We start from the raw sequence: 25,189 nt of genomic DNA on the forward strand, positions 1-25,189 counted from the left end.
AATGGTCAAGAGTGGATGTGTTGATAGAAAACTCGTTTAACAGTTTCTGCACAGAGGATGTAAAGTCCGACAATTGCTGCCAGCACTAACAGGAATTCGAGCGGCAAGGATTGGAATCCCAGTAAACTTGCAAGCGGAGTATAGGGAAGAAATAGTGCGATCATGACGATCGCGATCGTTGACATCAGCAGATACTTTCCCGGCTTGCTCGTGAAAATCGATTGCCGCGTCCGAATCACCAGCACAATCATGGATGCAGAAATCACCGATTCCATAGATTAAAAAACTGATCGTTGCAGTCCACTGAATCCACATCTGACTCACCTGTATTTTTAACAGTTGACAGTTGACAGTTGACAGTTGACAGCGAAGTTTTTAGGCAGGGGCTTAAATCCCCTGCCTAAAAACAATCCACCTAAAGGTGGGGGCTTAAATCCCCTGTGCTTTGATGCTTGTGAAAATAGCTGTATAGATCAACTGGGTATTGTTTGGTTTCTACCGCCTCTGCCAGTGAATTTAGCAGTCGATTTCGCAGGCTCAAGCGGTTCTGATAGAATTTGTTTGGCTCGATCTCCGTGGCATTAAAAGCCGATACGCGAGCAGTTTCACACAGTCATTCACGATAAACCATGCCAGCGCATAGCCCCAAACAAACATTGCCCAACCCCAGCCAAGGGGTGTCATAAATACACCATAAACCGCGATTACCGTCGCTATAGCTTGCGTCCCGAATACTGCCATCAATAAAATGCGTGCAGGACGAATCGACCAAAATGGGCCGCGTGTGCGCGTGAGGAAGATCGTCAGATGTCCCGCTACAGATAGCTTCAAATACATCAAGGTTTGAATGTGATCGCGATCGAGATGAAAGACACGCTCCCCAAGATAAAACAAGCCGAACGCGGAGACAACCCCGATCACACCCAGCACTGTAGAAATCCCTAACACCAAGCGCATATCCCAAGCTTCAGGCTGATTGCGGTACTGCACATTGTCATAGGCGATCGACAAAATAGCACCATCATTAAGTAATGCCAGAATCACGATCATCACTGCGGTTACTGGGTAAAAGTTAAACACCAAAATCGCCAACGTCATCAGCAACAATACACGCAGCGTCTCAGCGATGCGATAGATTGCGTAGCTGTTCATCCGTTGGAAAATGCGGCGACTCTCCTTGATCGCATCAATAATTACTGACAGTCCGGGCGTTGTCAGCACGATCGAAGCCGCCGCCCGCGCCGCGTCTGTTGCACCCGAAACAGCGATGCCGCAATCAGCCTTCTTCAATGCAGGGGCATCATTGACTCCATCGCCCGTCATGCCGACGATGTGATTCTGTTTTTGCAGCACATCGACAATGTGGAACTTATGTTCAGGAAACACTTGAGCGAAACCATCCGCTTGTTCGATCGACTGCATGACTGCCGCAGTTTCTTGCTGCTTTGAATCGCCTAGACTACTCGCATCGAGAATGTTTGTGCCTAGCCCCAACTTCTTAGCGGTTTCTTGGGCGATCGCAATGGCATCGCCTGTGACCATTTTGATTTTGATGCCCATCTTGACTGCGCTGGCGATCGTTGATTCAGCATCGTCCCAAGGCGGATCAAACAGCGGTAACACCCCCATAAATTGCCATTGATCATCATTCTCCGATCGCGCCACACCCAATGAGCGAAAGCCGCGCTTTGCAAAGTCGTTGACCGCCTTATCAACATCAGGCTTCACCTGGTCAGCATTCTTTGACAGTGCTAGAATCACCTGTGGCGCGCCTTTGGTCACTTTGAACGTTTTGCCGTCCGCGTCCTTCACGGTTGCCTCGGTGCGCTTGTGAACCGGGTCAAAGGGGGTGAAGTGAACAGTCTTGTAAGTCTTTAATGAATCCTGATCTTTGAGTCCGTCTAGAACAGCGAGATCGATCGTGTCGTTATTGTCTGCACTTGATGCCAGTGCGCCATTAAAAATCACTTGATCGGCGGGGATATTGTTGACGCTGAATGGATCGCCCAAGGTCAGCTTGTTCTGGGTCAGAGTGCCAGTTTTATCCGCGCATAAAACGTCCACACCAGCCAATTCCTCGATCGCCACCAACCGACTAACGATCGCTTTTTTCTGAGAAAGTTTCCGTGCACCAACTGCCATCGTCACGGATAACACCGTTGGCATCGCCACAGGAATCGAGGCAACAGTCAGCACCAAAGCAAACTGTAACGTTTCGAGGATAGGGTCGTGACGGAAGAGCGCAACAGTAATAATCAACGTCACCAATACAAGCGCGAGGACGATCAGGTAGTTGCCAATCTTGAGCACTGCCTTTTGAAAATGGCTGTCTGTATGAGCTTCCTGCACCAGTTGCGCCGTCTTGCCGAAATAGGTTTTGCTACCTGTGGCATAAACCAGCGCGTTACTCTCACCCCGACGCACGATCGAGCCAGAGAATACCGCGTCGCCAGAGTGGCGCGTGGCAGGCAGGGATTCGCCCGTCAGCGTGGACTGATCGATCGACATTGAATCGCCATCCAGCAAGCGGGCATCGGCTGGCACAATGTTGCCCAAGCGCAGCCGAATGACATCGCCCGGAACCAGTTCGCGCGCTGGTAATGTCACCCATTGCCCATCACGTTTCACCTGAGTCTGAGTCGCAAGTTTAGCCTTCAAAGCCGCGATCGCATTGCCCGCCTGACGTTCCTCCCAGAAACCGACCACCGCATTGGTCAACAGTAAAAAGAGAATGATGAAAAAATCTGGCCAGTGTCGCACCACGGCTGACAAAATCACTGCGACTTCGATCATCCACGGAATCGGGCCCCAAAAATAGCTCAGGAATTTCAAGAGTGGGTTAGTCTTCTTTTCCTCAATCTCATTCGGCCCATTTTCAGTCAAGCGCTTTTTTGCCTCTGCTTGGCTGAGACCATCTGGTGACGACTTTAATCTTTTCTGCACTTCTGGTAGCGGCAGAGTTTTCAAATCGTCTTTGGCATCGGGCTGGGATTTGGGATCTTTGGGCGCTTTGGGAGCTTTGGTACTTGGTTTCATGATGTATCTTCCTTTTGTTTTTGCGATCGTGAGTTGTCGTGAAAGGTTTGCCGTCTTCAGCTTTCGCTCTCAAGCATTGCCTTTGCTTGCAAAAGTTCTTGGTGTTTTTCTTTGCTGACCTTGGGATAGTGAAGATTGAGTTCCTTTAATTGGGAATAAATGATTCCTGCTACAGCAAGGCGCGTAAACCATTTATGATCGGCTGAGATGATGTGCCAGGGTGCCCACGCTGTGCTGGTGTGATTGAACATATCCTCGTAAACAGTCATGTAGTCATCCCAAAAAGCACGCTCTTTAGCATCATTGGTGGAGAATTTCCAATTTTTCTCAGGGCGATCGATTCGTTCTAAAAAGCGTTTCTTTTGTTCTTTTTTGGAGACATTCAGGAAAAATTTCAAGATTACTGTCCCGTTCTTGACGAGATAGTTCTCAAAGTTGTTGATTTCCTCAAAACGCTGCTTCCAAAGGTGTTTGTCGATTAGGCTAGGCGGGAGTTGCCGTTGCTCTATGATTTCTGGATGGACTCGTGTTACTAAAATTTCCTCGTAATAAGAGCGGTTAAAAATGCCAATTTTTCCTCGTTCCGGTAGCACTTTGGAACATCGCCATAGATAGTCGTGATCCAACTCTTCTGTAGACGGAGCTTTGAAGCTATGCACTTGACATCCCTGGGGATTGATGCCGGACATGACGTGCTTAATAGTGCTATCTTTTCCCGCCGCATCCATCGCTTGAAAAATAATCAGCAACGAGTAAGTATTTTGGGCATAAAGCATATCTTGGTAATGTTTTAAAGCCTCAATCACTTCCCGCAAGTCACTTTTAGAGTCCGACTTTTTCAGATAATGGGCTTTATAATCTGGGTCGTAGTCTTTGGCAAGGGAAATTTTCTGCCCTGGCGGCACAATCAAGGGACGCATAAATTCGGCATGACTTTTGCTGGAAAATAGTTTCAATCCTGAATCAGGTTTGCTGTGGCGATCGCTCATTATTTTCTTGCTCCCTGGAGATTGAATGATGTGCTTGGTCTTACCTTGAAATAGATGACTGCGCCGATGACTTTAGCAGAAGTGTTTGAGCAGTTCGTCATCGAAATTTCGCTAACGGTGATGAATAGTAATGAGTTTGGTGATGTGCGGCATCAGCCTAAATAAGAAATCCCAGCTTTCTACCGTTTTCGCGAGCAATATGAAGTAACTCAATCTGTTGTTGATGGTTCAGACCCATCCATCCACTCGCATGAATAATGATGTTGGAATGTATCTCAATGACTTTAGCTCTGATATGAGTAAAACGCTGTACGCCAAGAACTCGCCGGATTAAAGAAACAATGGGTGCAAACATGAACAATTATCCTTTTGATTTTTGAATGATTAAGCTGTTATGTATTTGAAATTTTAGGGGCATAACAGCTTATTGGAAGCGAATCCCAAAGACTGAATAACTTGAAAGGGCAGAGGCTCTACAGCCCCACGCCGACCTTAATTGATTGATGTTCCAGCGGGGCATATCTTGATTTAACTGTTTGCTGCCGATCGCCTGATGTAAAACGTTTGCTCAAGGGTTGGTAAGGGTTTGCCATTCCTGAATTGCAGCAGCGGGAACTGATAAGCGGACAGATTTTCCGTCGAGGGTTGGGACTGTCAATTGCAAGGGAATTTCTGCCTGCAACTGCGATAGGGCAAGCTTAATGTCATATTCCCCAACATTCGCTGGAGTGGCTGTGTCCTGAGAAATGTTGCTAGAAATATCCTTAGCAGTCAGTGTTTGTCCCAAGGATGTCGTTAGGGTGAGCGGTTGAGTGCGATCGAGCGCCACCCCACCGGGAAAGCTGATGAGTCGCAGAGAGACGATCGCACTTCCTTCGGGATGGACGCGCTTAAATGCGATCGCCTGCCACGTTTTTCCAGCCTGATCTTGCAGGCTTTGCCGAGATTGGTAGAGCATCTGGCCTGGATATTCTTCGATTTGCGTCACAATAGCAAAAGCGGGTAAGGAACTCCCGACAAGCAGTAAGCCGCAAATGCAAACGGTTAGCAGCCAGCGCCAAGGGGAGATTTTAAATCGATTAAAGCTGATTAAGTTGATCATAAAAGTCCTCATGAGTTTCAAGTTTTTGGTAGTTTCAGTGTAAACAATTGGAGGTTTAATCCAATTGTTTTTGTGAATTAATTGGAGGCAATACGCTCTCCAGAAGCCTTCCAGCCTGCAAAGCTAGGGGGAAATCCCTGTACATTCTCATAGCCCAACAGGTGTAGAGTCATGACTCCCATTGCCGAGCGATAGCCCGTTGAACAGTACAACACCACCGGGCGAGCGCGCGGGATTTCATTCAAGTTTTGAGCCAGTGTGCGAAGCGGAATATTGATCGCGTTAGGGATATGTCCCGACTGATACTCAGAGGGTTCTCGCACATCTACCAACACGGTTTGAGGATTTTTTAATCGGGTTTTCAATCCTGCAACATTGGCGATCGTGAAATAGCCTGATGGAATTGAAGTGAGAAAGCGATCGACCTCCGATTCCAGATTCACAGCGACTTCAGAGATTGCTGGACTCTCTTGAGCAATCACGCCAGTTTCGGCCAAAGACCCCGCCAGAACTGAGTTTTGACCAAGGGTAAATAAAACACAAATACCTAGTAAAAATCCCCAAAATATTGTCTGAATTGATTTCTTGCAGCTTATTAAAAACATTCTCTGACCCCATCTTTAAGAACTTGATGAGCGTTCATTGCGCTTCGTCAACCATTTCTTGCAGCGTTTTGTCATACTTTTAACGCTCTATGATCTAATTTGGTTTGCAGTTCGGTCAGGTGAACCCCGATCAGGTTGGGTAGAACGAGATTGGCAGCACCAACACGACTGGGAGAACCGATGCCGATCGACCCCATACCAGCAGCGATCGCAGCGGCAACACCAACCGGGGCATCTTCCACCACCACACAGTGAGCTGGAGCAAGTCCTAACTGAGTTGCGGCGTACAGAAAAATGTCAGGGGCTGGCTTAGGACGATCGACGCTGTAGCCATCTGCGATCGCATCGACGTGCTCGGCAATCCCCAACTTCTCAATCACAGCTTTGGCATTCTTGCTGGCAGATCCGATCGCAATTTTCATACCCGCTTGCCTCAGTTCGTCCAAAAGCGCGATCGCTCCTGGCAAAAGATTCTGCGGTGTGATGGTTTGGATCGATGCCACATAGTAGCGATTTTTGCGCTCCATCATTTCCTGGATCTGGGCTTCAGAGTACGGGCGATCGCCTATAATCAGCATCAAAGATTTGCGTCGAGCGACACCTCGCAGTGCCTCATTTGCCTTTCGGTTAAAGGGCAGATGCTCTTCGTCAGCCAGTTTCTGCCAAGCACGGTAATGAAATTCAGCCGTGTCTGTCAGAACCCCGTCAAGGTCGAAAATGAACCCCTGAATGTCAGTCGCGTGATCGTCAGATCCATGAGCCTGCGACGGCACTAGATCGAAGCAGTGCCAAGTGCCGCGCCAGTTCAGCTTGAATTTGAGACGAGTCCAGGTGGGAGGGAGGTGCGGTGTGGCAACGGGGCCACTGTCTTTCAGTTGAATGCCGCCAAAGCCAAACACCACAGCTTGCCAAACTCCGCCTGCGGAAGCCCCATGAATACCATCTATGGTATTGCCGCGATTATCATCAAGATCGACCATCGCAGCCTGCATCAAATGCTTGTAGGCTTCTTCTACGTCACCTAAATTGGCGGCGAGGCTCGCGTGAATGGCGGGTGTCAGGGACGATCCGTAGGTGCTGTCTGTGCGGGGCGCGTAGTAGTCCCAGTTTTTTTGCAGCACATTACAATAATCCGGGAGAGCTTGCGTGTCTCGCATCAAGTAGAGGAGCATCAACACATCGGGCTGCTTGAGTACCTGCCGCTGATTTGTGGCGTCAATACCGAGAATTGCTTGCATCGAGCGATCGCGGGGCTCGTACTTGCTCAAATCGATATCTTGAAGCTTGAAAAACCCCTCAAACTGCTCGATTAGACCTGTTTCGGCATCGTGAGGAATATACAGCTTGTCAATCATTGTCTGCCACAGCCGCCGCTGCTCTGCGGTGAGTTGCAGTTCTTGTGCCAGTGCAGTTGCCCGATCTGGAAACGTCTGTTGTAGCCAGTCGTAGACAGCTATAGCCTTTTCGAGATGCCACTGCACCATCCGATTGGTGAAGGCATTGTTATTGACTCGCTCATGGTATTCATCCGCTCCAATCACCCCGCACAGTTCAAACCGTTCCTGCTCGGCGTGCCACTCCAGCCGGCTCATCCAGAACAGCGCCGTGTCGAGGATGATTTCAGCGCCATAGTCGCGCAGCCAGTTATCGTCGCTCGTTGCCTGCCAGTAGTGCCAGACAGCTAATGCAATGTCAGCACTCAGATGAATTTCGCGATCGCGACACCAGATGCGGACTACTTCTGCATAGGGGTCGGTCGATATCGACGTTTGGGGCGTTACCTCATCGCCAGTGGTGGCACTTTCCCAGGCAAACATTGCGCCCTTGTAGCCACTATGGGCGGCTTTGCGACGTGCGCCCTCCAGGGTGTGATAGCGATAGGTGAGCAAGTTGCGGGCGATCGCAGGCTGCGTAAAAGTAAAAAAGGGCAGGATGAAAATTTCGGTATCCCAAAAAATATGCCCTCGGTAGCCAAACCCAGACAGCGTTTTAGCCGGAACGCTGACTCGATCGTTGTGAGAGGAGGCGCTGATCAGGAGTTGAAATATGTTGTAGCGCACTGCCAACTGAGCCGTGCGATCGCCCTCGATCTCAATATCGCTGTGTTCCCAAACGGCATCCCACGCCCGCCGATGAGCATCAAGGAGCACCCTGTATGCTGGCAGATTCGCCAGTTTGTCCTGGGCTGCTTGCAGTGGGATCTCAACATCCTGGGACGTAAACACTGTCGCGACCTTTTCAATGCTGATAGTCTGTCCCGCGATCGCACTGAAGACGCTCAATACGGTAGAGTCACCGCGAGCATTTGTCACCTGAAAAGAGGCATCAGCCCCGATCACCGCTAGTTTGAACGCCATACTGAGATCAATGTGAGACCTGCGGGTGCGTACCTGTAGCCAAACGCCCCGCCCTGTCCCTTGTTCGATCTGTCCCGAATCGATCTGCTCCCAGTGGTTAAAGCCTTGGGTGTCAGGATAACCATTGAGGCTGGACTGTACCTCGATCGTGCCGCTAAAGTCGATCGGTGTGATTTGACAGCACAGTCCTAATACGTGCCGATCGTCCAGACTAGCAAAGCGCTCAAACTTTAAATCCAACGTCTTGCCAGTGGGACTACGCCAGCGCACTGAGCGGCTCAACAGCCCATGATGTAAGTCAAGCTGCCGTTCGTAGTGGAGGATTTTGCCGCGATCGAGCCGAAACCGTTCTCCGTCAAGAGCGATCGTCAAAGATAGCCAGTCAGGACAGTTTGCCAACTCGGTATAGATCACGGGCACATCGTCATAAACCCCATGAATTAAGGTGGCTGGCGAAGCCTCTGGGTATCCTTCCTCAAAACTGCCCCGCGTCCCTAAATAACCGTTGCCGATCGTAAAGACGGTTTCTCTAGCACACAACTGCTCTGGATCAAATTGAGCTTCACGCAGCGTCCAATCTGTGTAAGTCAAATCACGAGAGGGGGCTGGAATGTTCATAAGGTTAGGGAGTGAGGTTGGCTGAACATGGGGGCAACGATCCCGAAATGGCGCAGGGGGTTTGGTTTCATGCTGCCGTCCTTTCCATCGCTGTCTTGTATTCGCCCTGACGCGCCGCCCCATTACACTTGGCTCGATGCAGCAGTGCCTGTTGTGCCGCCAACACGTTGGACTCCTTGCCGTGCCAAAGTTCCAACGCGGGCTGCTGGATGGCGCGGGCATAGGAAAACGTCAATGCCCAAGGCGATCGCGCTTTGAATCTCAGATTCATGGCATTCAAACGAGCCGATGCCAGTTCACAGGATTGACCACCCGACAAAAATGCAATCCCCGGAACAGCAGCGGGAACTGATCGCAACAAACACTGCACCGTGTCCTCCGCAACCTCCTCCACCGATGCTTGCTGGGGACAGGTCAATCCCGGCAGCACCATGTTGGGTTTGAGGATCATGCCCTCCAGCATCACCCGTTGGGTGTAAAGCTGTTGGAAGACAGTTTGCAGGACTTTCGCCGTCACTTCGCCACATTGCGACCGGGTATGATCACCCGCCATCAATACCTCTGGCTCCACAATGGGAACCAGTCCAGCTTCCTGGCACAACACCGCATAGCGAGCTAATGCCTGTGCGTTTGCTTCGATGCAGCCTTGGCTGGGAATGTCAGTGCCGATCGTCAGCACCGCCCGCCACTTAGCAAAACGAGCGCCCATTTGAGCATATTCTTGGAGGCGATCGCGCAAGCCATCCAGACCCTCGGTAATGGTTTCGCCCGGATGACCTGCCATATCCTTAGCTCCAATATCCACTTTGATACCAGGAATGATTCCCGCTTCGGTGATGACTTGCACAAAGGGCGTACCATCTTTTTTTTGCTGGCGGATCGTTTCGTCGTAGAGGATCGCGCCACTGATGAACTCGCCGAGACCGGGCGTGGTGATCAGTAACTCTCGATAGGCGCGTCGGAACTCCTCTGTTTGCGGAATACCCAATTTGGCAAAGCGTTTGTTGCAGGTGGGATTGCTCTCATCCATTGCTAGCAGTCCCTTGTCATTGGCGACTAGCATTTTGGCAGTGTCTATAAGCTTTTGGACATTCATTTGGGATTTACTCCATCTCCAGTTGCGGATTTCCCGTCGCTATGCTTCGTCCAACCACTGCCGCGCCAAGAGCGAGTTGGTGCGATCGAAGTAGTGGATCGTCGCTTTTGTAAACGGCTTGCAGAACGTTGCCATACCTTGCTGCCATTTGGTTACCCCAACCATCGCCAGCCGCTCGATGTCGGCGAAGTGTTGAATGCCGAATTTGAGGTCTTCCCACATGGCACTGGCTTCCCAGCCGTGGAAGTCGGTCATATCGAATAACAGGCGCAACTTTCCATGCTTCTGGATGAGGCGATCGAACTCGGGCACAAAGTGCTCGTAATCTGCCTTAATTAGCTTTCCGTTAACGTGAACAACGAGCAGTTTTCCGCCATTTTCTTCTTTGAATTGAATGGGCATTTGGGACTCCTTTGTGCGCCTAAGTAACCGAACAAAATTAATTACATAAAGACTCTTTATGCTTGTAAGGGTTTCAGGCGAAATCCTGTGTAATTAATTTTGCACAACTACTTAACTCGGCTTTCCTGCAAGCTATGCGTTAAAGTGCTGTCGAACCTTGGCTACGAGCTGAGGTTCGGTCAGATTATCAACCGTTTCAACCCCGACCACCTTGGCACCAAGCCGATTTTCTTCCATCCGCTTTTGCAGTTCATTCTTGGCGGCACCGGGCCCCATTATCAGAATCGAGTCGGCATCGCGAACATGAGAAATAACCTCGTCATAGTAAGTATTGAGTTCTCCTGTACGTGCCCGCTGACGGCTATTGTCGGCGGGTACCTTCTGTGCTTCATAAGATCCTTTCATGGGTGAATCGCCCGATCGTCGTAGTTGTTTTTCTACTTCCGAGAGGATCTCGCTAGTCTCTTCTCCTTTCTCGGTCAAAGATACGATCGCAGCCTTGCGATGGTCAATCCACAGTCCTACTTGTGTACTCATTAATCATTCTCCTTTGTTTATTCAAGTCATCTAAAAAGCTGAGTGTCACTGAAATAAGCCATTTTGAATCACTGAAAGCCTGGATAATTCGAGGCTGGTAATGCTAAGAGTAGGCTTAATTCAGGACTAGGACGCTCACGATAGAGGTGGGTCAGTCCGGTGACTTTGTTGATGCTCTAGCCGTCCCAGAGTGCGATCGATCAGGTGGGTCAGTTTGTCGGTAGCACCGTCAACGGCTTGGTCAAGTGTGGCGGCTTGATCGGTGACTGCAAGGGGTTGATGTCCTTCGAGGCGGGCTTCGATCATGCAGCGCATACTGTCATTGCCATCTTCGTGACGATCGCTGTTCTGATTACTTAGGTGAACATCGACGGAAGTGATGCGATCGCTGACTCGGTTCAGAGCATCCTTGATGACGCTACTGATCCGATCGGCTAGTGCCTCATGACCTTCGATGTTGTGGTCAGTTCTGATTTGGACTTGCATAGTGCTCTTAAGAGTGTGAGGGTGATTGGCCTTCTTCATCTTTCTGTGGTTCGTCCAACTACTGCCGCGCCAAGAGCGAGTGTTGGTGCGATCGAAGTATCGGATTGCCGCTTGCGTGAACAAGCAGAATCTTCCCGCCGTTTTCTTCTTTGAATTGAATGGGCATTTGGGACTCATGCAGCCTCGTTTCAATTAGGTACAGGCGTTTTTTCCATCAGCAATTTCCCTTTCTACGTTGCACCTGCACTCCATTTCCAGTCACGGATTTCCGGCAGATCCTGGCCATGCTGGTTAATGTACAGCTTGTGCTCAATCAGCTTGTCCTGCATCATCTGCTTCAGGTAAGCTCCCTTAGCACCCAAATGTGGCAGACGATCGATCGCGTCTTGCACGAGATGAAAGCGATCGAGGTCATTTTGCACCCGCATATCAAAGGGTGTCGTGATCGTGCCCTCTTCCTTGTAGCCCCGGACGTGGAGGTTGTGATTGGTACGGCGGTAGGTTAGTCGGTGTACCAGCCAGGGGTAGCCATGAAAGCCAAAGATGATGTGTTTGTCTGTTGTAAAAAGCGAGTCGTAGTCCGCTTCATTCAGTCCGTGGGGGTGTTCGCTGGCAGACTGCAACTTCATCAGATCGACCACATTAACAACCCGGATTTTCAGATCGGGGAGATGTTCGCGCAGAATCGAAACCGCCGCCAAAATCTCTAGCGTCGGCGTATCGCCACAGCAAGCCATCACTACGTCCGGTTCAGAGTCCTGGTCATTGCTTGCCCATTGCCAAATCCCGATGCCTTCGGTGCAATGGATAACCGCTTCGTCCATCGTCAGCCATTGCGGCAGGGCGTGTTTACCAGCTACCACCACATTCACGTAGTGGCGACTCCGCAAACAGTGATCGAAGACTGACAGCAAGCAGTTGCCATCGGCTGGCAGATACACCCGCACGATATCGGCTTTCTTGTTGATTACATGGTCGATAAAACCGGGGTCTTGGTGCGTGAAGCCGTTGTGATCCTGTTGCCAGACATGGGAGGCGAGTAGATAGTTGAGCGATGCGATCGGTCGTCTCCAGGGGAGTTCCGCCGTGACCTTCAGCCATTTGGCGTGCTGGCTAAACATTGAATCCACAATGCGAATGAACGCTTCATAGCTATTGAATAGCCCGTGCCGCCCGGTCAGCAGATAGCCTTCTAACCAACCCTCGCACTGATGCTCACTCAGCATTGAGTCCAGCACCCGTCCATCGGGCGCGAGAAACTCATCATTGCGTTGTTCTCGTGCGTCCCACTGTCGATTCGTAACTTCAAACACTGCACCCAAAAGATTCGAGAGCGTTTCATCAGGCCCGAAGATGCGAAAATTCCGCTGTTCCTGATTCAGCTTGGCTACATCTCGCAAGAACTTGCCGAGCACGAGCGTATCCTGACCGTCAACAGCACCGGGCGTAGGCACTGTCACCGCGTAGTTGCGGAAGTCTGGCAGATGCAGGTCACGCAGCAGCAAACCACCGTTAGCGTGAGGATTTGCGCCCATTCGTCGATCGCCCTGCGGAGCTAATTCTGCCAATTCCGGCAGCAGGCGTCCGGTTTCATCGAACAGTTCTTCTGCTTTGTAGCTTTTCATCCAGCGTTCCAACTGCTGGACATGATCGGGATGCTCGGCATCTACTAACAGTGGCACTTGATGCGATCGCGATGTGCCCTCGATTTGCAAGCCATCGACGACTTTCGGTCCCGTCCAACCCTTGGGAGACTTGAGGACGATCACCGGCCAGCGCGGTCGAGTTGCGTTGTTCTGGTTTCGCGCATTGCTTTGATTTTGCCGGATATCCTCGATCGCGCGATCCAACGTGCTAGCCATCAGTTCGTGCATCTTTTCCGGCTCGTCGCCTTCCACAAAGTAGGGTGTCCAGCCGCAGCCTCGGAGAAATTGCTCCAATTCTTCAGGCTCAATGCGAGCGAGGACGGTCGGGTTGTTAATCTTGTAGCCATTCAAGTGCAGAATCGGCAGCACGGCACCGTCAGTAATTGGGTTGAGCAACTTGTTGGATTGCCAAGCGGTCGCCAGAGGCCCCGTCTCCGCTTCACCATCGCCAATGACGCAGGCGACAATGAGATCGGGATTGTCGAAGGCTGCTCCGAAGGCATGACTGAGCGAGTATCCTAGTTCACCGCCTTCATGAATTGACCCCGGCGTTGTCGGCGCAACATGGCTGGAAATCCCACCGGGGAATGAGAATTGCTTGAACAGCTTTTTGAGCCCAGCTTCGTCCTGAGTGACGTTCGGATAAATCTCGCTCCAGGTGCCTTCGAGGTAAACATTGCCTACGATCGCAGGGCCACCGTGACCGGGCCCGGCAATGTAGAACATATCCAAGTCATACTTCTTAATCACCCGATTCAAATGCACATAGATGAAGTTCTGCCCCGGTGTTGTACCCCAATGTCCGACGACTAGCGGTTTGACGTGGGAAAGTTTCAGCGGCTCCTTTAGCAGCGGGTTGTCGTAGAGGTATATCTGTCCAACAGACAAATAGTTTGCGGCACGCCAGTAAGCATCAATGTTATGAAGTAATGTCGGGGAAAGTGTGCGGGAAAGCATTTTGAGTGTCATGGTTTAAAGGTTCTTATGTGAACCGAGATTGAGGATACGGACAATGGAGCGCGTTAGGGATATGTCCCGACTTATATTCAGAGGGTTCTCGCACATCTACCAATACGGTTTGAGGATTTTTTAATCGGATTTTCAATCTTGCAACATTGGCGATCGTGAAATAGCCTGGTGGAAGCGACGTGAGAAAGCGATCGACCTCCGATTCCAGATTCACAGCGACTTCAGAGATTGCTGGACTCTCTTGAGCAATCACGCCAGTTTTGGCGAAAGGCACTGCCAAAACTGAGTTTTGCCCCAGGGTAAATAAAACACAAAGACTTAGTAAAAATCCCCAAAATATTGTCTAAATTTATTTCTTGCAGCTTATTAAAGACATTAGGTAATAAATACCTTAGTGGTTGTTATATCTCTCTTTTATAACTGAGTCCCAATCCCCTCGTATCCTCCTAAAGAAGTGGACTTTAAAAATACTCGAATCCCTGCATTTTTAAGGGAGATTAGAGAGAATTATCGAGGGGAATCCTCCAACAGTATACTGTTACTATCTTTCAGGTTTAGTTGACATAAATTGTGTCTCAGCAGTCAGTTAACAGTTGACAGTTGACAGTTGACGGTTGACAGTTGAGTGCGAAGTTTTTAGGCAGGAGCTTAAATCCCCTGCCTAAAAACAATCCACCTAAAGGTGGGGGCTTAAATCCCCTGTGATGCAGGTTAATCTGTGTTGATATGCCTTTTATATGCGATCGATCTATCAATCAAAAAAATATGCAATCCAAGTCTATTGTACGTGTTGATAGAAAACTCGTTTAACAGTTTCTGCACTGAGGATGTAAAGTCCGACAATTGCCGCTAGCACCAACAGGAATTCGAGCGGCAAGGATTGGAATCCCAGTAAACTTGCAACCGGAGTATAGGGAAGGAAGAGTGCGATCATGACGATCGCGATCGTTGACATCAACAAATACTTTCCCGGCTTGCTTGTGAGAATCGATTGCCGCGTCCGAATCACCAACACAATTATGGATGCAGAAATCACCGATTCCATAAACCAACCAGTTCTAAATTGCGCGGGGTTGGCGTGCAGCAGAAATATCAATACTGCAAATGTGAGGTAATCAAAGACAGAACTGAGTAAACCAAACACCAACATAAATTTGCGGATGAACTTGATATCCATGCGGCGGGGTTTGTTTACCAATTCCCTGTCTACGCGATCGGTGGCGATCGTCATTTCAGGAAAATCAGTCAATAGATTTGTGAGTAAAATCTGACTGGGCAGTAGCGGCAAAAACGGTAAAAACAGAGAAATACCTGCCATGCTGAACATATTGCCGAAATTAGCGCTCGTTGCCATAAACACGTATTTAAGCGTATTAGCAAACGTTACCCGTCCTTCCTTCACACCCTCAACCAAAACATTTAGGTCTTTTTCCATCAGCACAATGTCGGCTGCTTCCTTCGCCACATCAACCGCACTCTCAACGGAAATGCCCACATCCGCAGCATGAAGCGCAGAAGCATCGTTAATGCCATCTCCTAAATAGCCAACCACATTCCCTGCTTTTTTCAGCGCGATGATAATCCGCTCTTTTTGATTCGGCTCAACTTCAGCAAAGACATTGGTTTCTCCAACACGATGAAGTAGTGCTTCATCACTGAGTTTTTGCAGTTGGGAACCAGTCAAAACCTTTGGTTCGGGTAGTCCTACCTGTTGAATGATACTGATCGCCACAGCCCGACTATCGCCCGTAATCATCTTCGGGGTGATTCCCAGGGCTACCAAATCTTTGAGGGTGTCAGCAATGCCTGGTTTCGGCGGATCGAACAGCGCCAGATAGCCCATAAATGTCATGTTCGTTTCATCGTCTTTGCTGAAGGAATCGGTTTCAAAATTGCGGTAAGCAACTCCCAATACTCGAAATCCCTTGCTGCCCAATTCTTCAGCGCGTTGTTGAATCTTGTCCTGTTGTGGCGCAATGTCGATCGCAATTCCGTCACCAGTCTCTACCTTTGAGCAGACATCCAGAATATTCTTGAGCGCTCCTTTGGTGACAATTAGATGCGTATTCTCTTGTTTAAACAGGATGCTTAAGCGTTTGCGGTTGAAATCGTAGGGCACTTCATCGAGCTTTTGATAGCCTGAGATGTCGAATGTCTTGTGCTGGCGGATGGCTAGATCGATCGGATTCGCGTAACCAGATTCAGACGCAGCATTCAAATAAGCATAGAGCAAAACCCGATCGCTCTCCTTGCCATCCACATCAACCGCCGAGTGAATTTTCACCTCCCCTTCCGTCAGCGTGCCCGTCTTATCCGTACAAAACACGTTCATACTGCCAAAATTCTCGATCGCAGCCAACCGCTTTACAATCACCTGCTTGTTAGCCATTTGCTTAGCGCCGCGAGACAAATTGAGGCTGACAATGGCGGGCAGAAGTTGAGGAGTCAGGCCAACCGCCAGCGCTAGGGAAAATAGAAATGATTCCAAAACCGGGCGTTTCAGGTAAACATTGGCGGCAAAGATTAGGACAACCAGAATCAGCGTCACCTCCATCAGAAAGTAACCAAACTTGCTGAGTCCCTGTTCAAATTCGGTTTCCGGCGGCCTAAGTTTCAATCGTTCCGATACCTTACCAAACTCAGTTTCCTTTCCGGTATGCACCACCACTGCTTTGCCAGTACCGCTAATAACATTAGTTCCCATATAAAGGATGTTAGTGCGCTTACCCAAATCGGTTTCAGCGGGCAAAACGCCGCTGAGTTTGTCAGCCGGGTAAGTTTCTCCAGTCAGCGCCGCTTCATTCACCGACAAATCTTTCGACTCTAAAATCAGGCAGTCACCGGGAATACTATCGCCAGCGTTAAGCAACACAATGTCACCCGGAACCACGTCCTCATTGGGAATTTCTTGAGATTTACCGTCACGCACAACCGTTGCTTTCACTTGCACCAAAGCCAGGAGTTTCTCAACAGCATTTGTCGCTCCCCTTTCTTGCCAAAATCCTAGTAAGCCGCTAATTAGGACGATCGCCAAAATGATGATCGCATCTGCCGCATCTTTCAGAAAGATCGACAGCACAGCGGCAAAAATCAGAATCAAAATAATCGGACTTTTGAACTGGTTGAGCAACAGCGTCAGTGAGTTCGATTGCTGTTTCTGTTTCAGGCTGTTCGCGCCGTATTCGCTCAGGTGTTGTTTAGCATCCTGGCTGCTTAAACCTGCGGTTGTAGACTTCACCTGAGCCAGCACCCGATCGGCAGGTAAGCTCCAAAACATCGAAAGTTGTGAATTCATTATTTGTTATTTAATATGATTTATACAAATTCTTGCTACAAAAAAAGTGTTGGGCGAAGTGAAACCGAGGGCTGTATCTGGACGCTCGCACTGTAAAAAAAAGTATTTTTTTACAGTGAGATGCTCCCTATCTGGGCCCTGTTGATCAGGTGCGGATCTGTGAGATTGTTTGTGAAACTTAGGGATTGTCAACGGCGACGCACCCTACGGCTACTTCAACTTTGCCAGCAACTTATCAACCGAACCTAATTTCCTGAAGAAAAAATGGTTTGCCACTCTTGCAGAAAAAGTGGTGGAACTGATAGATTAATCGCTTCACCGTCCATCGCTGATAGCGTCAACTTTAGGGGGTTTTCTGGCTGTAACTCCGGTAACAACGGCTGAATATCATACTGACCTACATTAGATTCGGGAGCAGACAAATCAGTAAAAATAAGGCTGGAGGTATCATTAGCACTCAGTGTTTTACCCATTGAATTAGTCAACAATAAGGGTTTACTACGGTCAATTTTTGCCACACCTGGGAAACCTACTAAACGCAGTTCAAAAGTCATTTGGCCATTAGGAGAAATCCTTTTAAAAGCGATCGCCTGCCAGCTATTGCCATGCTGATCTTTGAGGTTCTGCCGAGATTGGTAAACCATTTGGCTTGGTGCTTCCTCCAGTTCTGTAATTTCTGCAAGTGCCTGGGCATTAGTAAATATTCCCAACCCCAGAACTACAGTTAAAACCAAGGCTCCCAGTAATAGTAACTGGGAAATTATTTTTCCAACAAAACGTCCGAACATAAATATTGCCCTCTTTGAAAAACTGAGTGAATCGTCTTTTTCCTAGCTAGTTATGCTGGATTAGGTTGAGTATCATAAATACTTACATCCTACTTTTCTAAAGGTTCTCCTGCCGCTTTCCAACCTTGAATACTAGGAGGAAAACCCCTCACGTTAGCATATCCTAACATTTGCAAAGTCATAACTCCCATTGCGCTTCTATAACCAGTTGTGCAATAGAGAATTACAGGGTGATTTCTGGGAATTTTATCAAGATTTGCCATTAAAGTTTCCAAGGGTATATTAATAGCGCTTGAAATGTGACCGGAGGTATATTCAGAAGGTTGTCTGACATCAATTAATGAAGCATGATCATTTTTGACAATACTTTTGAGAGCTTCTGTATTTTTAATCGTGTAATAATCGCGAGGAAGAGAAGTCAAAAAATTATCGATGGTTTCTGACAATTGAGCTTGGGGCATTGAACTAGCCGCTATGACTGGCATTGGTGCGATCGCCAAAAAACAAATACATGATAGCGTTCCCACCAATAATGTTAAAAGAAATTTCCTCATATTCTTTTTTTTCTCCTTGATCTCACTAATATTTTTTAACTTAAACCTAAAAACCTTTGTTATGTCTTGTTTATAACCGAATCTATATCCTATCGCATCCCTCTTAAGAAGAGGATTTTAAGAATATCCTATCCCTTCCTTCTTAAGCAGGGCTGTTTCGTTTGGGTTATTTCCTAAATAAATTGAACGGATTGATTAATCAGGAGCGCTAATGACTGCTTGGTCCATCAGTCGTGCGTCCGGTCATCTCGCCGTGAGAAATGCGGTAGATTGCTATTACCTCTGCACGTCCCCAAGAGTCGATCCAAGTTCGATTGATCGCAGGCGAAAGTGTGGGATTTTGCCCTTTGACTAATTCCATCGCTAGATCGATGTCTTGCTGCTCGGTTAGGCGATCGGCTCTGCCACTCACAATCACGCTGCGCCAATGCAGCGGATCGTGAATTTCTTCTACCTGTAAGCAGACTTCTGGATTCACGTTTATGTCATGAGTCTTCATACCTTCGGTTGTAAACAGGTAGATATCAGAGTCTTTGAAATAATAGTGCATTGGCATCACGTAGGGTTTTCCTTCGTGTATGTAGCCAAGATGACCGTATCCTACTTGTTGTAGAAACTCCTGAATTTCTTTTTGTCCCATTTCATCAATATCTAACATCATTATTCTCCTTTTCACGATTTACTCAATTGATTTTATTATACCAGATTACCTAAATTTTTGATTGATAGATCAACCACAGATATAAGGCAGATTCACGGAGATGAAGGCAGACAATTTCAAGAAGAATGATTGGAGTCACCAACCTGTTCAGAGAGTGTTAATAAAAAGGCGAGGTTTGTCACTGCTTTAATAGCATGGCGTGCGGTAGCAGGTACAAAAACAAACACTCCCGATTGAAGGACAATTTCTGTGCCTTCCAGCGTCAGCACGCCTTGTCCTTCAATCACATTCACTGTGGCATTGCGACTCGAAGAATGTTCTGCGATGTGCATTCCCACCGCGATCGACATCAGGGAATATCGGCAGTTTCTATCTTCTAGCAGAATCTTGCTCTTGACTTGAGTCTGGGAATACTCAATGACATCCGCCCAATGAATTGTGGTATTTTTCGATGAGATTATGGTTGCAGTCATGGGATTGGCTCTTGATTGTAGAGAGGTGATTAAGGTGAAGCACAAGGACACTCGTGGATTGAGTATCTGTAATTCACGGAAAGACAATTTTGGCGATCGGCGGATGTCCCAGGAAAAGGTTGGCCGCCGATCGCAACACACTTTCGGAATAGATAATCTTTTGGATTTCTAGACTTGGTGCACGTTTGGCGGTGGCATTGTAAGTCGCGATTTCGCCTTCCAGATTAAAATCGCTATCAGTGCGGTAGTGGTCATCGTCGTGCACTGCCTGGAAGATGAAGTTATAGATGGGATTAATACCCAGGGTTGTGTCGTAATTTTCGGCAGATACCCACAGATGATTTTGCTGGATATCGGCAAACATCTCTGCGGGACTGTTGTAACGCTCATACCATGAGAATTCTATATTTAGCGGGGTATTCTGAAACTCACTCCACAGCCAATCGCACAATTGGGCGATCGTTGTATCAGAAATTTCAGCCGGGGCGCTTTCTAGGTAGAGTTTGGCGAGGACTTCGACTCTAGATGCCGTGGCGATCGCTTGAGTGTTGCCATCTTTAGTACGCGCGGCGTAGCTATCCCGTAGGGAATCGCCCACTCCTTCTTGAACTTTACCTTCAATATTTTTGGCGGTTGCCTTGGCTCGATTTTTTAAGCTCATCATCTGCGTTATTAAATGTTAAGACTGCTTGCCGGATCCGAATTAAAAACTCTGGTATTTACTCTGATTCTGACAAGCTGTTGGGTTGTTTTTTGAATGAATTGAATGAGTTGATTCACTACGTAACAAACGTAAGAAAAAACATTTTGGTAAAAGTCAGATTTTCTAAATGAGTAGCCGTACGGTGCGTCGAAGAAAGAAAATCCCAAAGAAAAATCGACAATCTCACAGCGACGCACCGGACAAAATAGTTGAGTAAACACACCCAAAAATTCTGTCATAGCAAAATTTTTAGAAATGGTATGACACTCCGAAATATCTGCTCCCAGTTTCACTATCAGCAGTAAACTCTAAGCGCTTTGTTGCTGAAAAATATGACTCAATCGATCGGCATTTTCTCTCAAAATGTGCAGAATGCCCCCTCGAATCACCGTTTCTCGGTACATTCGCTCAGCTAAAGCAGAACGATGTGGAGCGCTGATTTTTCTCGTCGGTGCTGGTTCTCCGGCGATCGCGTAATGGTTGGGAAGTTGGCTCAGAACGTGAGCAATCAGCTTTTGCCGAAATTCATGAATCGCAAAAGCTGAGTGATAGGGATGTTCTGGGTAGTCATCTAAGACTTCGCCAATTTCTCGCAGTACGGTTGGCAATGTTAAATTGATTAGCTCGAATGACATTTGTACCTCTAATTTAAAATTGCTGAGTCCGAAAACGATTGCTTGTCGGCGTTGACTAAGCGGGCATATCTGTATGACAACAGCCACAACGCCAGTAAATCCTTCCCGATCGCATATGTCGGACTAAAACAGTAGAACAGCACAGACAAGTATGACGGCTGCTCATGCAGCCGTCGATCGCTGGTGTGTCTAAAACCTGCTGGGTGCGATCGGGTTTTAAGTTCCTTGACAATGGGATTGCATTAGTCAATAAAGTGTTCATCTCATATCCTGAGTCGATCGAGTTAACGTGCCGTTTTTTTCCACAAAGCTTTTACAGATCAATACGCTTGGGTTAGCGCTGTTGATTGCCCGGAGATCCCCCTAAATCCCCCTTAAGAAGGGGGACTTTGAGAACTTTCTTGTCCTCCCCTTTTTAAGGGGGACTTTGAGAACTTTCTTGTCCCCCCTTTTTAAGGGGGGCTAGGGGGGAGCAGTCCTAAGTGAACCGTATTGAGCTAAGAGTGAGTTATCTTATAAAAATTATAGGCACTTGACGTTTCAAGTCGAGTATTAACAGATGTTTGATTTGTATTAATTGAGTGAATACTTGATAATTCTTTACATAAATATGTATCAATTCAGAATTTATTGCCATTCCCTAGCTTCCAGTTCCTGCTGAGGCAGCAATAAAGTCGCTTCGATTTCCTGTCGGATGGCGGCTGTCACTTCACAATTGCTGTGCAGACAATCGAGCAGAAGTTGATTGGCATTGTAGTAGGATTGCAGCACTTGCTGTTGAGCTGGACTAAACTCCCAAGTATGGTTAATATTGCGGTAATGGGCGATCGTCTCCCTCAACTCTTCCATCCAAGCAGAATAGTGTTTCTGCCACCAGTCATCAAGCCATTCTCGGTTTTGACTCGCAGATGGCAATTCGTCTCTCAATTGTTGCAAAGACTTATAAAATCCAGCATCCAGAACCGTCACCAGAATATTGTTGAGCGCCTCACTGCAAGCATTGGCACAAGCAAAATCCTGACTTTGATTAACCGCACATTCCAGCAGCAAATTATCTAAGGCCGCATCTAAAAACATCCCTTGATCCAGGGTGCACGCTAACGCAAAGTGAGCTGCTGTATGAGGGCTTTGGGCAAGCGCCAAGTAAAACGCTCGTGAAGTGGCAACTTTGGGCTCTTTGGGAATCATCTGCGATTTTTGACTGGCCCACAGCAAAAATTCTTGCAGATAAGGGTCTTGAGCCACTAATACATCAATCTGCTGTTTCATCAACTGCACCAGCGAATCTGCACTCCGCAACATCGCAGTTGTTAACAAGAAAACTTCGCGCCAGTGCGGGTCAGTTATGTGACTCACCAACCCGGACAGCGCTTGCTCTAATCCTCCCAGATTGTGACTGGCAACAATTTTTCGAGCCGTGAAGTATTCTTGAAATGCTAAATAGGAAAACGAAAAAATTCCTCGCGCTCGTTCTGTAAGTAACCCATGTTGAGCCTCGATTGATTTAAGTATGGCTTCGCTTTCGAGTTGGAGTTCCTCTGGTTCTAATAATGTCGCACCTGGCAAATTCCGCAAATAATCCCCAATGTATTGTTCGATGATCCGTTGCTCAAAAAAATACTGTCCGTCTTCAAAGGTGACTGCCGCCAACTGACTCAGCAACCTGAGTTTTTGAGGTAATAAAAACCCTCGGTACACGTCATCGCGTTCGACTCCTTTAGCTTCATCCCATTTCCCCAGCAGCAAATCCAGTCCTTGCTTGTAAAACTCCGTGCGTTTAGTCGGAAATTTGTCTTGACCGTGAAACACCCAGCAAGCAAGATGCAGAAACAGTGGCGTGACTACCAGTTGGCGAAACTGCCAGTTTTCCGACAAGTCCAATTTCCGCATAAACTGCATAGACTGTGCTTTCCCAGATTGAGAGTTGTTTTTGGCAAATTCTACAAACCACTTTTCCGCGAAGGTGGTGATTTGAGCCTCGGTTAAGGGGGCAATTTCCACATCGGTAAAGCCTTGCAGTTGCAGTTTTTGGGCGGCGGTGCGGCAGGTGCCGACGAACTGGTTTTTGTGATATTTTTCTGAGAATTTGCGCATCTCTTTCAGAACTACTGTAATGTCCTGGTTGAGCACTTCATCCATGCCATCTAGCAACAGCAAAACTCTACCGGCTTTGAGTAAAGTTTCAATTACAGACGGATTGGGAATACCTGATGTGAGAAATGCCTGATGAATGTAATTTAGGATGCTAAACTTGCCATCATCTCTGGATTCTTCGGCAAAATCTCTCAGGGCGATGAAAACTGGCACTTGATGGGCGGCAAATTTGCCCCGGTTGCACAGAATGGCAAGATGTTTCAAAAAGGTGGTTTTGCCGACTCCTGGTTTACCTAATACTCTGAGTTTGGAGTAGGTTTCGACGGCTTGCATTCCTGGTATTTGTTTTTGGTCAACTGCGCCTAAGCCGACGCGATCGAATTCGGCGGGCTCTAAGTTTTGCAGGTCGGCAATTTCAAAGCACTGTTGGCTAGCTATTTCTTCTAAAATGTTGACATCGACGTAGATGTCATCAATGCTGACTGGACGGCTGATGTCGAGTAATTGCAAGATGCCGCATTGGTTTTGAATTGTGTCGCGATATTGAGATCGCACAACTTGCACTAAATTGTCAATATTCCCAGAGGCAGTCTCGGCGGCGTCTCCGGGTTCTGGAAATTCCGCAGCCGGATGGTCGGCAATGTCTCGCCAATCTAAATCTAGTATTGTACAAATGGCTAAAAAATTCTGGCGATCGACCCGTTGGCCTGTAAAAAATCGCCCAATTGGCTGACGAGTCTTTAAGTTGACTTCTCCGGCTAGATTGTCCTGAGTCCAGCCCTTGATGGCAAACGCTGCTTTCGCCCGTTGAATTCCAGAAGTGGATGCTTGGAGCGATCGTTTTACCATAAAATAACAACCTCATGTTAAGACTCAAAATTCAAAATTTTTTTAAGATCGAGCATTTTTATAATAATTTGTTAGTCCCAGCATATAAGGTGCGCAGTGCGCACCCTACATTAGAGTTAGAACGCCAGTCTTAAAACTGTTAGTTTTTTGACTTGAGCAACGGTTCAATCTGCTGTCTTTGATACTGCAATTCATCCGCCAAAGGCTGATAAATTTCTCGATCGCCCAATTCATTGCAATAATCCCACAAACCATTGTAACAGTGCCTGTCGTCGTCCCAACCCGGATGGTTGACGATCGGATACAAACAGACTCCCTCTACCGGAACTCCTGCTTTCAGCGCCGCCGCTACCTGATTGCACACATAATTAAACCAGACAGGTCTAAAATCGTCTTCAGTGCCTGTTTCTGCTACAAATAAGGGGCGGCCGTAGCGATCGAACACTTCTTGCAGCATCTCGCTAAACGGGCGGTACAGCGGATCGGTGTATTTCATCGGATCTTGATTGTGAATCCACTGATTGCGATCGTAATAATTCACCCCAATAATATCGAGATATTTTTCCTGGCCGCCAAGTTCGGGGCGAAAGCGTCCCGCCAACATATCCCATGCTTGATATTGAGATAAACGATAACCTTCCGCCGCGTCTTTATCCTCCGGTTTGTCAGGATCGGCAATAATGTTAATTACCGGGTCAATCTGAACGATGCGGCTGTGGGGATTGATTTCCCAAACTGATTCTATCCCTGCGATCGCAGCTTTGACTAACTGAATTTTGAGCTCGTCTCCCCGCCCCTCCGCAAAGGGATTGATGTACGCGACATCGCCGCCAGCCCAGGCAATAAATGAAATTTCATTGACAGGTGTCACAAATGGTATTTGGTCGGTTTCGTCAGTCAGCACTTGCATAAAAGCGCGCACCATCTTGGCAAATCTGGACACGAATTCGGGACTAAAAATATCAATATCATCCGGCCAGCCGTAGTGAAACAAATCCCAAATTACCTGCATTTTTGTATCGCGGGCGGCGCGAATTATTGGCAGGGCGCTGGAAAAATCGTATGTTTTTGGCGACTGTTCAATTAAGTGCCAGCGGAGGCCTTCGCGGACTGTGTAAATGCCTTGCTGTTGCAAGCGTTGGTAGTCGGCGACTGCGAATTTATCGTGGCCGGTAGCGGCTGTGACATCGAGGCGTTTTCCCGATCGCAATTTGTGCGTGGAACATTCAAAACCGCCCATGAAAAAACTTTGAAACATCATTAAACAGTTGACAGTTGACAGTTGACAGTTGAC

The 25,189-nt window shown here is 47.9% G+C and carries 23 protein-coding genes; all 23 read right to left on the bottom strand.

The window, feature by feature from the left end:
- Positions 1 to 5: 5 nt before the first annotated feature.
- Entirely contained in the window at positions 6 to 275 is a 270-nt protein-coding gene (locus QUB52_RS00360; protein WP_332972159.1) for a cation transporting ATPase C-terminal domain-containing protein, read from the bottom strand.
- A 262-nt stretch (positions 276 to 537) separates the two neighbouring features.
- On the bottom strand, positions 538 to 3,036 hold the full coding sequence (locus QUB52_RS00365; RefSeq protein ID WP_332972158.1) for a plasma-membrane proton-efflux P-type ATPase: 2,499 nt from the start codon (positions 3,034 to 3,036) through the stop codon (positions 538 to 540).
- Between the two features lie 56 nt (positions 3,037 to 3,092).
- The gene (locus tag QUB52_RS00370; RefSeq protein ID WP_332972156.1) at positions 3,093 to 4,025 is read right to left on the bottom strand and encodes a polyphosphate kinase 2 family protein; all 933 of its coding nucleotides are present in this window, start codon (positions 4,023 to 4,025) and stop codon (positions 3,093 to 3,095) included.
- A gap of 157 nt (positions 4,026 to 4,182) precedes the next feature.
- Positions 4,183 to 4,380 carry a cyclic electron transport protein PGR5 gene (gene pgr5 / locus QUB52_RS29190; RefSeq protein ID WP_442923153.1) on the bottom strand — a complete coding sequence of 66 codons (198 nt, stop codon included), beginning with the start codon at positions 4,378 to 4,380 and terminating at the stop codon, positions 4,183 to 4,185.
- A gap of 213 nt (positions 4,381 to 4,593) precedes the next feature.
- A complete protein-coding gene (locus tag QUB52_RS00375) occupies positions 4,594 to 5,127 on the bottom strand; it encodes a DUF3122 domain-containing protein (protein WP_332972155.1) in 534 nt (177 codons plus the stop codon).
- Between the two features lie 77 nt (positions 5,128 to 5,204).
- A complete protein-coding gene (locus QUB52_RS00380) occupies positions 5,205 to 5,732 on the bottom strand; it encodes a rhodanese-like domain-containing protein (RefSeq protein WP_332972154.1) in 528 nt (175 codons plus the stop codon).
- Between the two features lie 71 nt (positions 5,733 to 5,803).
- Positions 5,804 to 8,707, bottom strand: coding sequence for a beta-phosphoglucomutase (gene pgmB / locus QUB52_RS00385; protein ID WP_332972153.1), 2,904 nt, complete (start codon positions 8,705 to 8,707; stop codon positions 5,804 to 5,806).
- 67 nt (positions 8,708 to 8,774) lie between these two features.
- The gene (locus QUB52_RS00390; RefSeq protein ID WP_332972151.1) at positions 8,775 to 9,803 is read right to left on the bottom strand and encodes a class I fructose-bisphosphate aldolase; all 1,029 of its coding nucleotides are present in this window, start codon (positions 9,801 to 9,803) and stop codon (positions 8,775 to 8,777) included.
- 39 nt (positions 9,804 to 9,842) lie between these two features.
- Positions 9,843 to 10,205 carry an STAS/SEC14 domain-containing protein gene (locus QUB52_RS00395; RefSeq protein ID WP_332967830.1) on the bottom strand — a complete coding sequence of 121 codons (363 nt, stop codon included), beginning with the start codon at positions 10,203 to 10,205 and terminating at the stop codon, positions 9,843 to 9,845.
- A gap of 132 nt (positions 10,206 to 10,337) precedes the next feature.
- A complete protein-coding gene (locus QUB52_RS00400) occupies positions 10,338 to 10,742 on the bottom strand; it encodes a hypothetical protein (RefSeq protein ID WP_332967832.1) in 405 nt (134 codons plus the stop codon).
- Positions 10,743 to 10,877: 135 nt separating this feature from the next.
- Complete coding sequence (locus QUB52_RS00405; RefSeq protein WP_332967834.1) at positions 10,878 to 11,351, bottom strand: HPF/RaiA family ribosome-associated protein; 474 nt, start codon at positions 11,349 to 11,351, stop codon at positions 10,878 to 10,880.
- A gap of 107 nt (positions 11,352 to 11,458) precedes the next feature.
- Positions 11,459 to 13,843 carry a phosphoketolase family protein gene (locus QUB52_RS00410; protein ID WP_332972150.1) on the bottom strand — a complete coding sequence of 795 codons (2,385 nt, stop codon included), beginning with the start codon at positions 13,841 to 13,843 and terminating at the stop codon, positions 11,459 to 11,461.
- Between the two features lie 13 nt (positions 13,844 to 13,856).
- Positions 13,857 to 14,117, bottom strand: a complete 261-nt coding sequence (locus QUB52_RS00415) for a rhodanese-like domain-containing protein (RefSeq protein ID WP_265239977.1) — start codon at positions 14,115 to 14,117, stop codon at positions 13,857 to 13,859.
- Positions 14,118 to 14,621: 504 nt separating this feature from the next.
- Positions 14,622 to 17,138 carry a magnesium-translocating P-type ATPase gene (gene mgtA, locus QUB52_RS00420; protein ID WP_332972149.1) on the bottom strand — a complete coding sequence of 839 codons (2,517 nt, stop codon included), beginning with the start codon at positions 17,136 to 17,138 and terminating at the stop codon, positions 14,622 to 14,624.
- Between the two features lie 245 nt (positions 17,139 to 17,383).
- On the bottom strand, positions 17,384 to 17,926 hold the full coding sequence (locus QUB52_RS00425; protein ID WP_265239928.1) for a DUF3122 domain-containing protein: 543 nt from the start codon (positions 17,924 to 17,926) through the stop codon (positions 17,384 to 17,386).
- Positions 17,927 to 18,015: 89 nt separating this feature from the next.
- Positions 18,016 to 18,480 (bottom strand): rhodanese-like domain-containing protein, encoded by a 465-nt coding sequence (locus QUB52_RS00430; protein ID WP_265239929.1) that lies wholly within the window; start codon positions 18,478 to 18,480, stop codon positions 18,016 to 18,018.
- Positions 18,481 to 18,688: 208 nt separating this feature from the next.
- Positions 18,689 to 19,141, bottom strand: a complete 453-nt coding sequence (locus QUB52_RS00435) for a pyridoxamine 5'-phosphate oxidase family protein (protein ID WP_265239930.1) — start codon at positions 19,139 to 19,141, stop codon at positions 18,689 to 18,691.
- Between the two features lie 116 nt (positions 19,142 to 19,257).
- Complete coding sequence (locus QUB52_RS00440; protein ID WP_265239931.1) at positions 19,258 to 19,614, bottom strand: cupin domain-containing protein; 357 nt, start codon at positions 19,612 to 19,614, stop codon at positions 19,258 to 19,260.
- A gap of 73 nt (positions 19,615 to 19,687) precedes the next feature.
- Positions 19,688 to 20,278, bottom strand: coding sequence for a transposase (locus QUB52_RS00445; protein WP_332972148.1), 591 nt, complete (start codon positions 20,276 to 20,278; stop codon positions 19,688 to 19,690).
- Positions 20,279 to 20,625: 347 nt separating this feature from the next.
- Positions 20,626 to 20,952 (bottom strand): hypothetical protein, encoded by a 327-nt coding sequence (locus tag QUB52_RS00450; protein WP_332967842.1) that lies wholly within the window; start codon positions 20,950 to 20,952, stop codon positions 20,626 to 20,628.
- 55 nt (positions 20,953 to 21,007) lie between these two features.
- Positions 21,008 to 21,214 carry a hypothetical protein gene (locus QUB52_RS00455; RefSeq protein ID WP_265239934.1) on the bottom strand — a complete coding sequence of 69 codons (207 nt, stop codon included), beginning with the start codon at positions 21,212 to 21,214 and terminating at the stop codon, positions 21,008 to 21,010.
- 365 nt (positions 21,215 to 21,579) lie between these two features.
- On the bottom strand, positions 21,580 to 23,895 hold the full coding sequence (locus QUB52_RS00460) for an NACHT domain-containing protein (RefSeq protein ID WP_332972147.1): 2,316 nt from the start codon (positions 23,893 to 23,895) through the stop codon (positions 21,580 to 21,582).
- Between the two features lie 139 nt (positions 23,896 to 24,034).
- Positions 24,035 to 25,156, bottom strand: coding sequence for a beta-glucosidase (locus QUB52_RS00465; RefSeq protein WP_332972146.1), 1,122 nt, complete (start codon positions 25,154 to 25,156; stop codon positions 24,035 to 24,037).
- Positions 25,157 to 25,189 lie beyond the last annotated feature (33 nt).

Source organism: Microcoleus sp. A6-C6, assembly GCF_036705955.1.
GTDB lineage: Bacteria > Cyanobacteriota > Cyanobacteriia > Cyanobacteriales > Microcoleaceae > Microcoleus.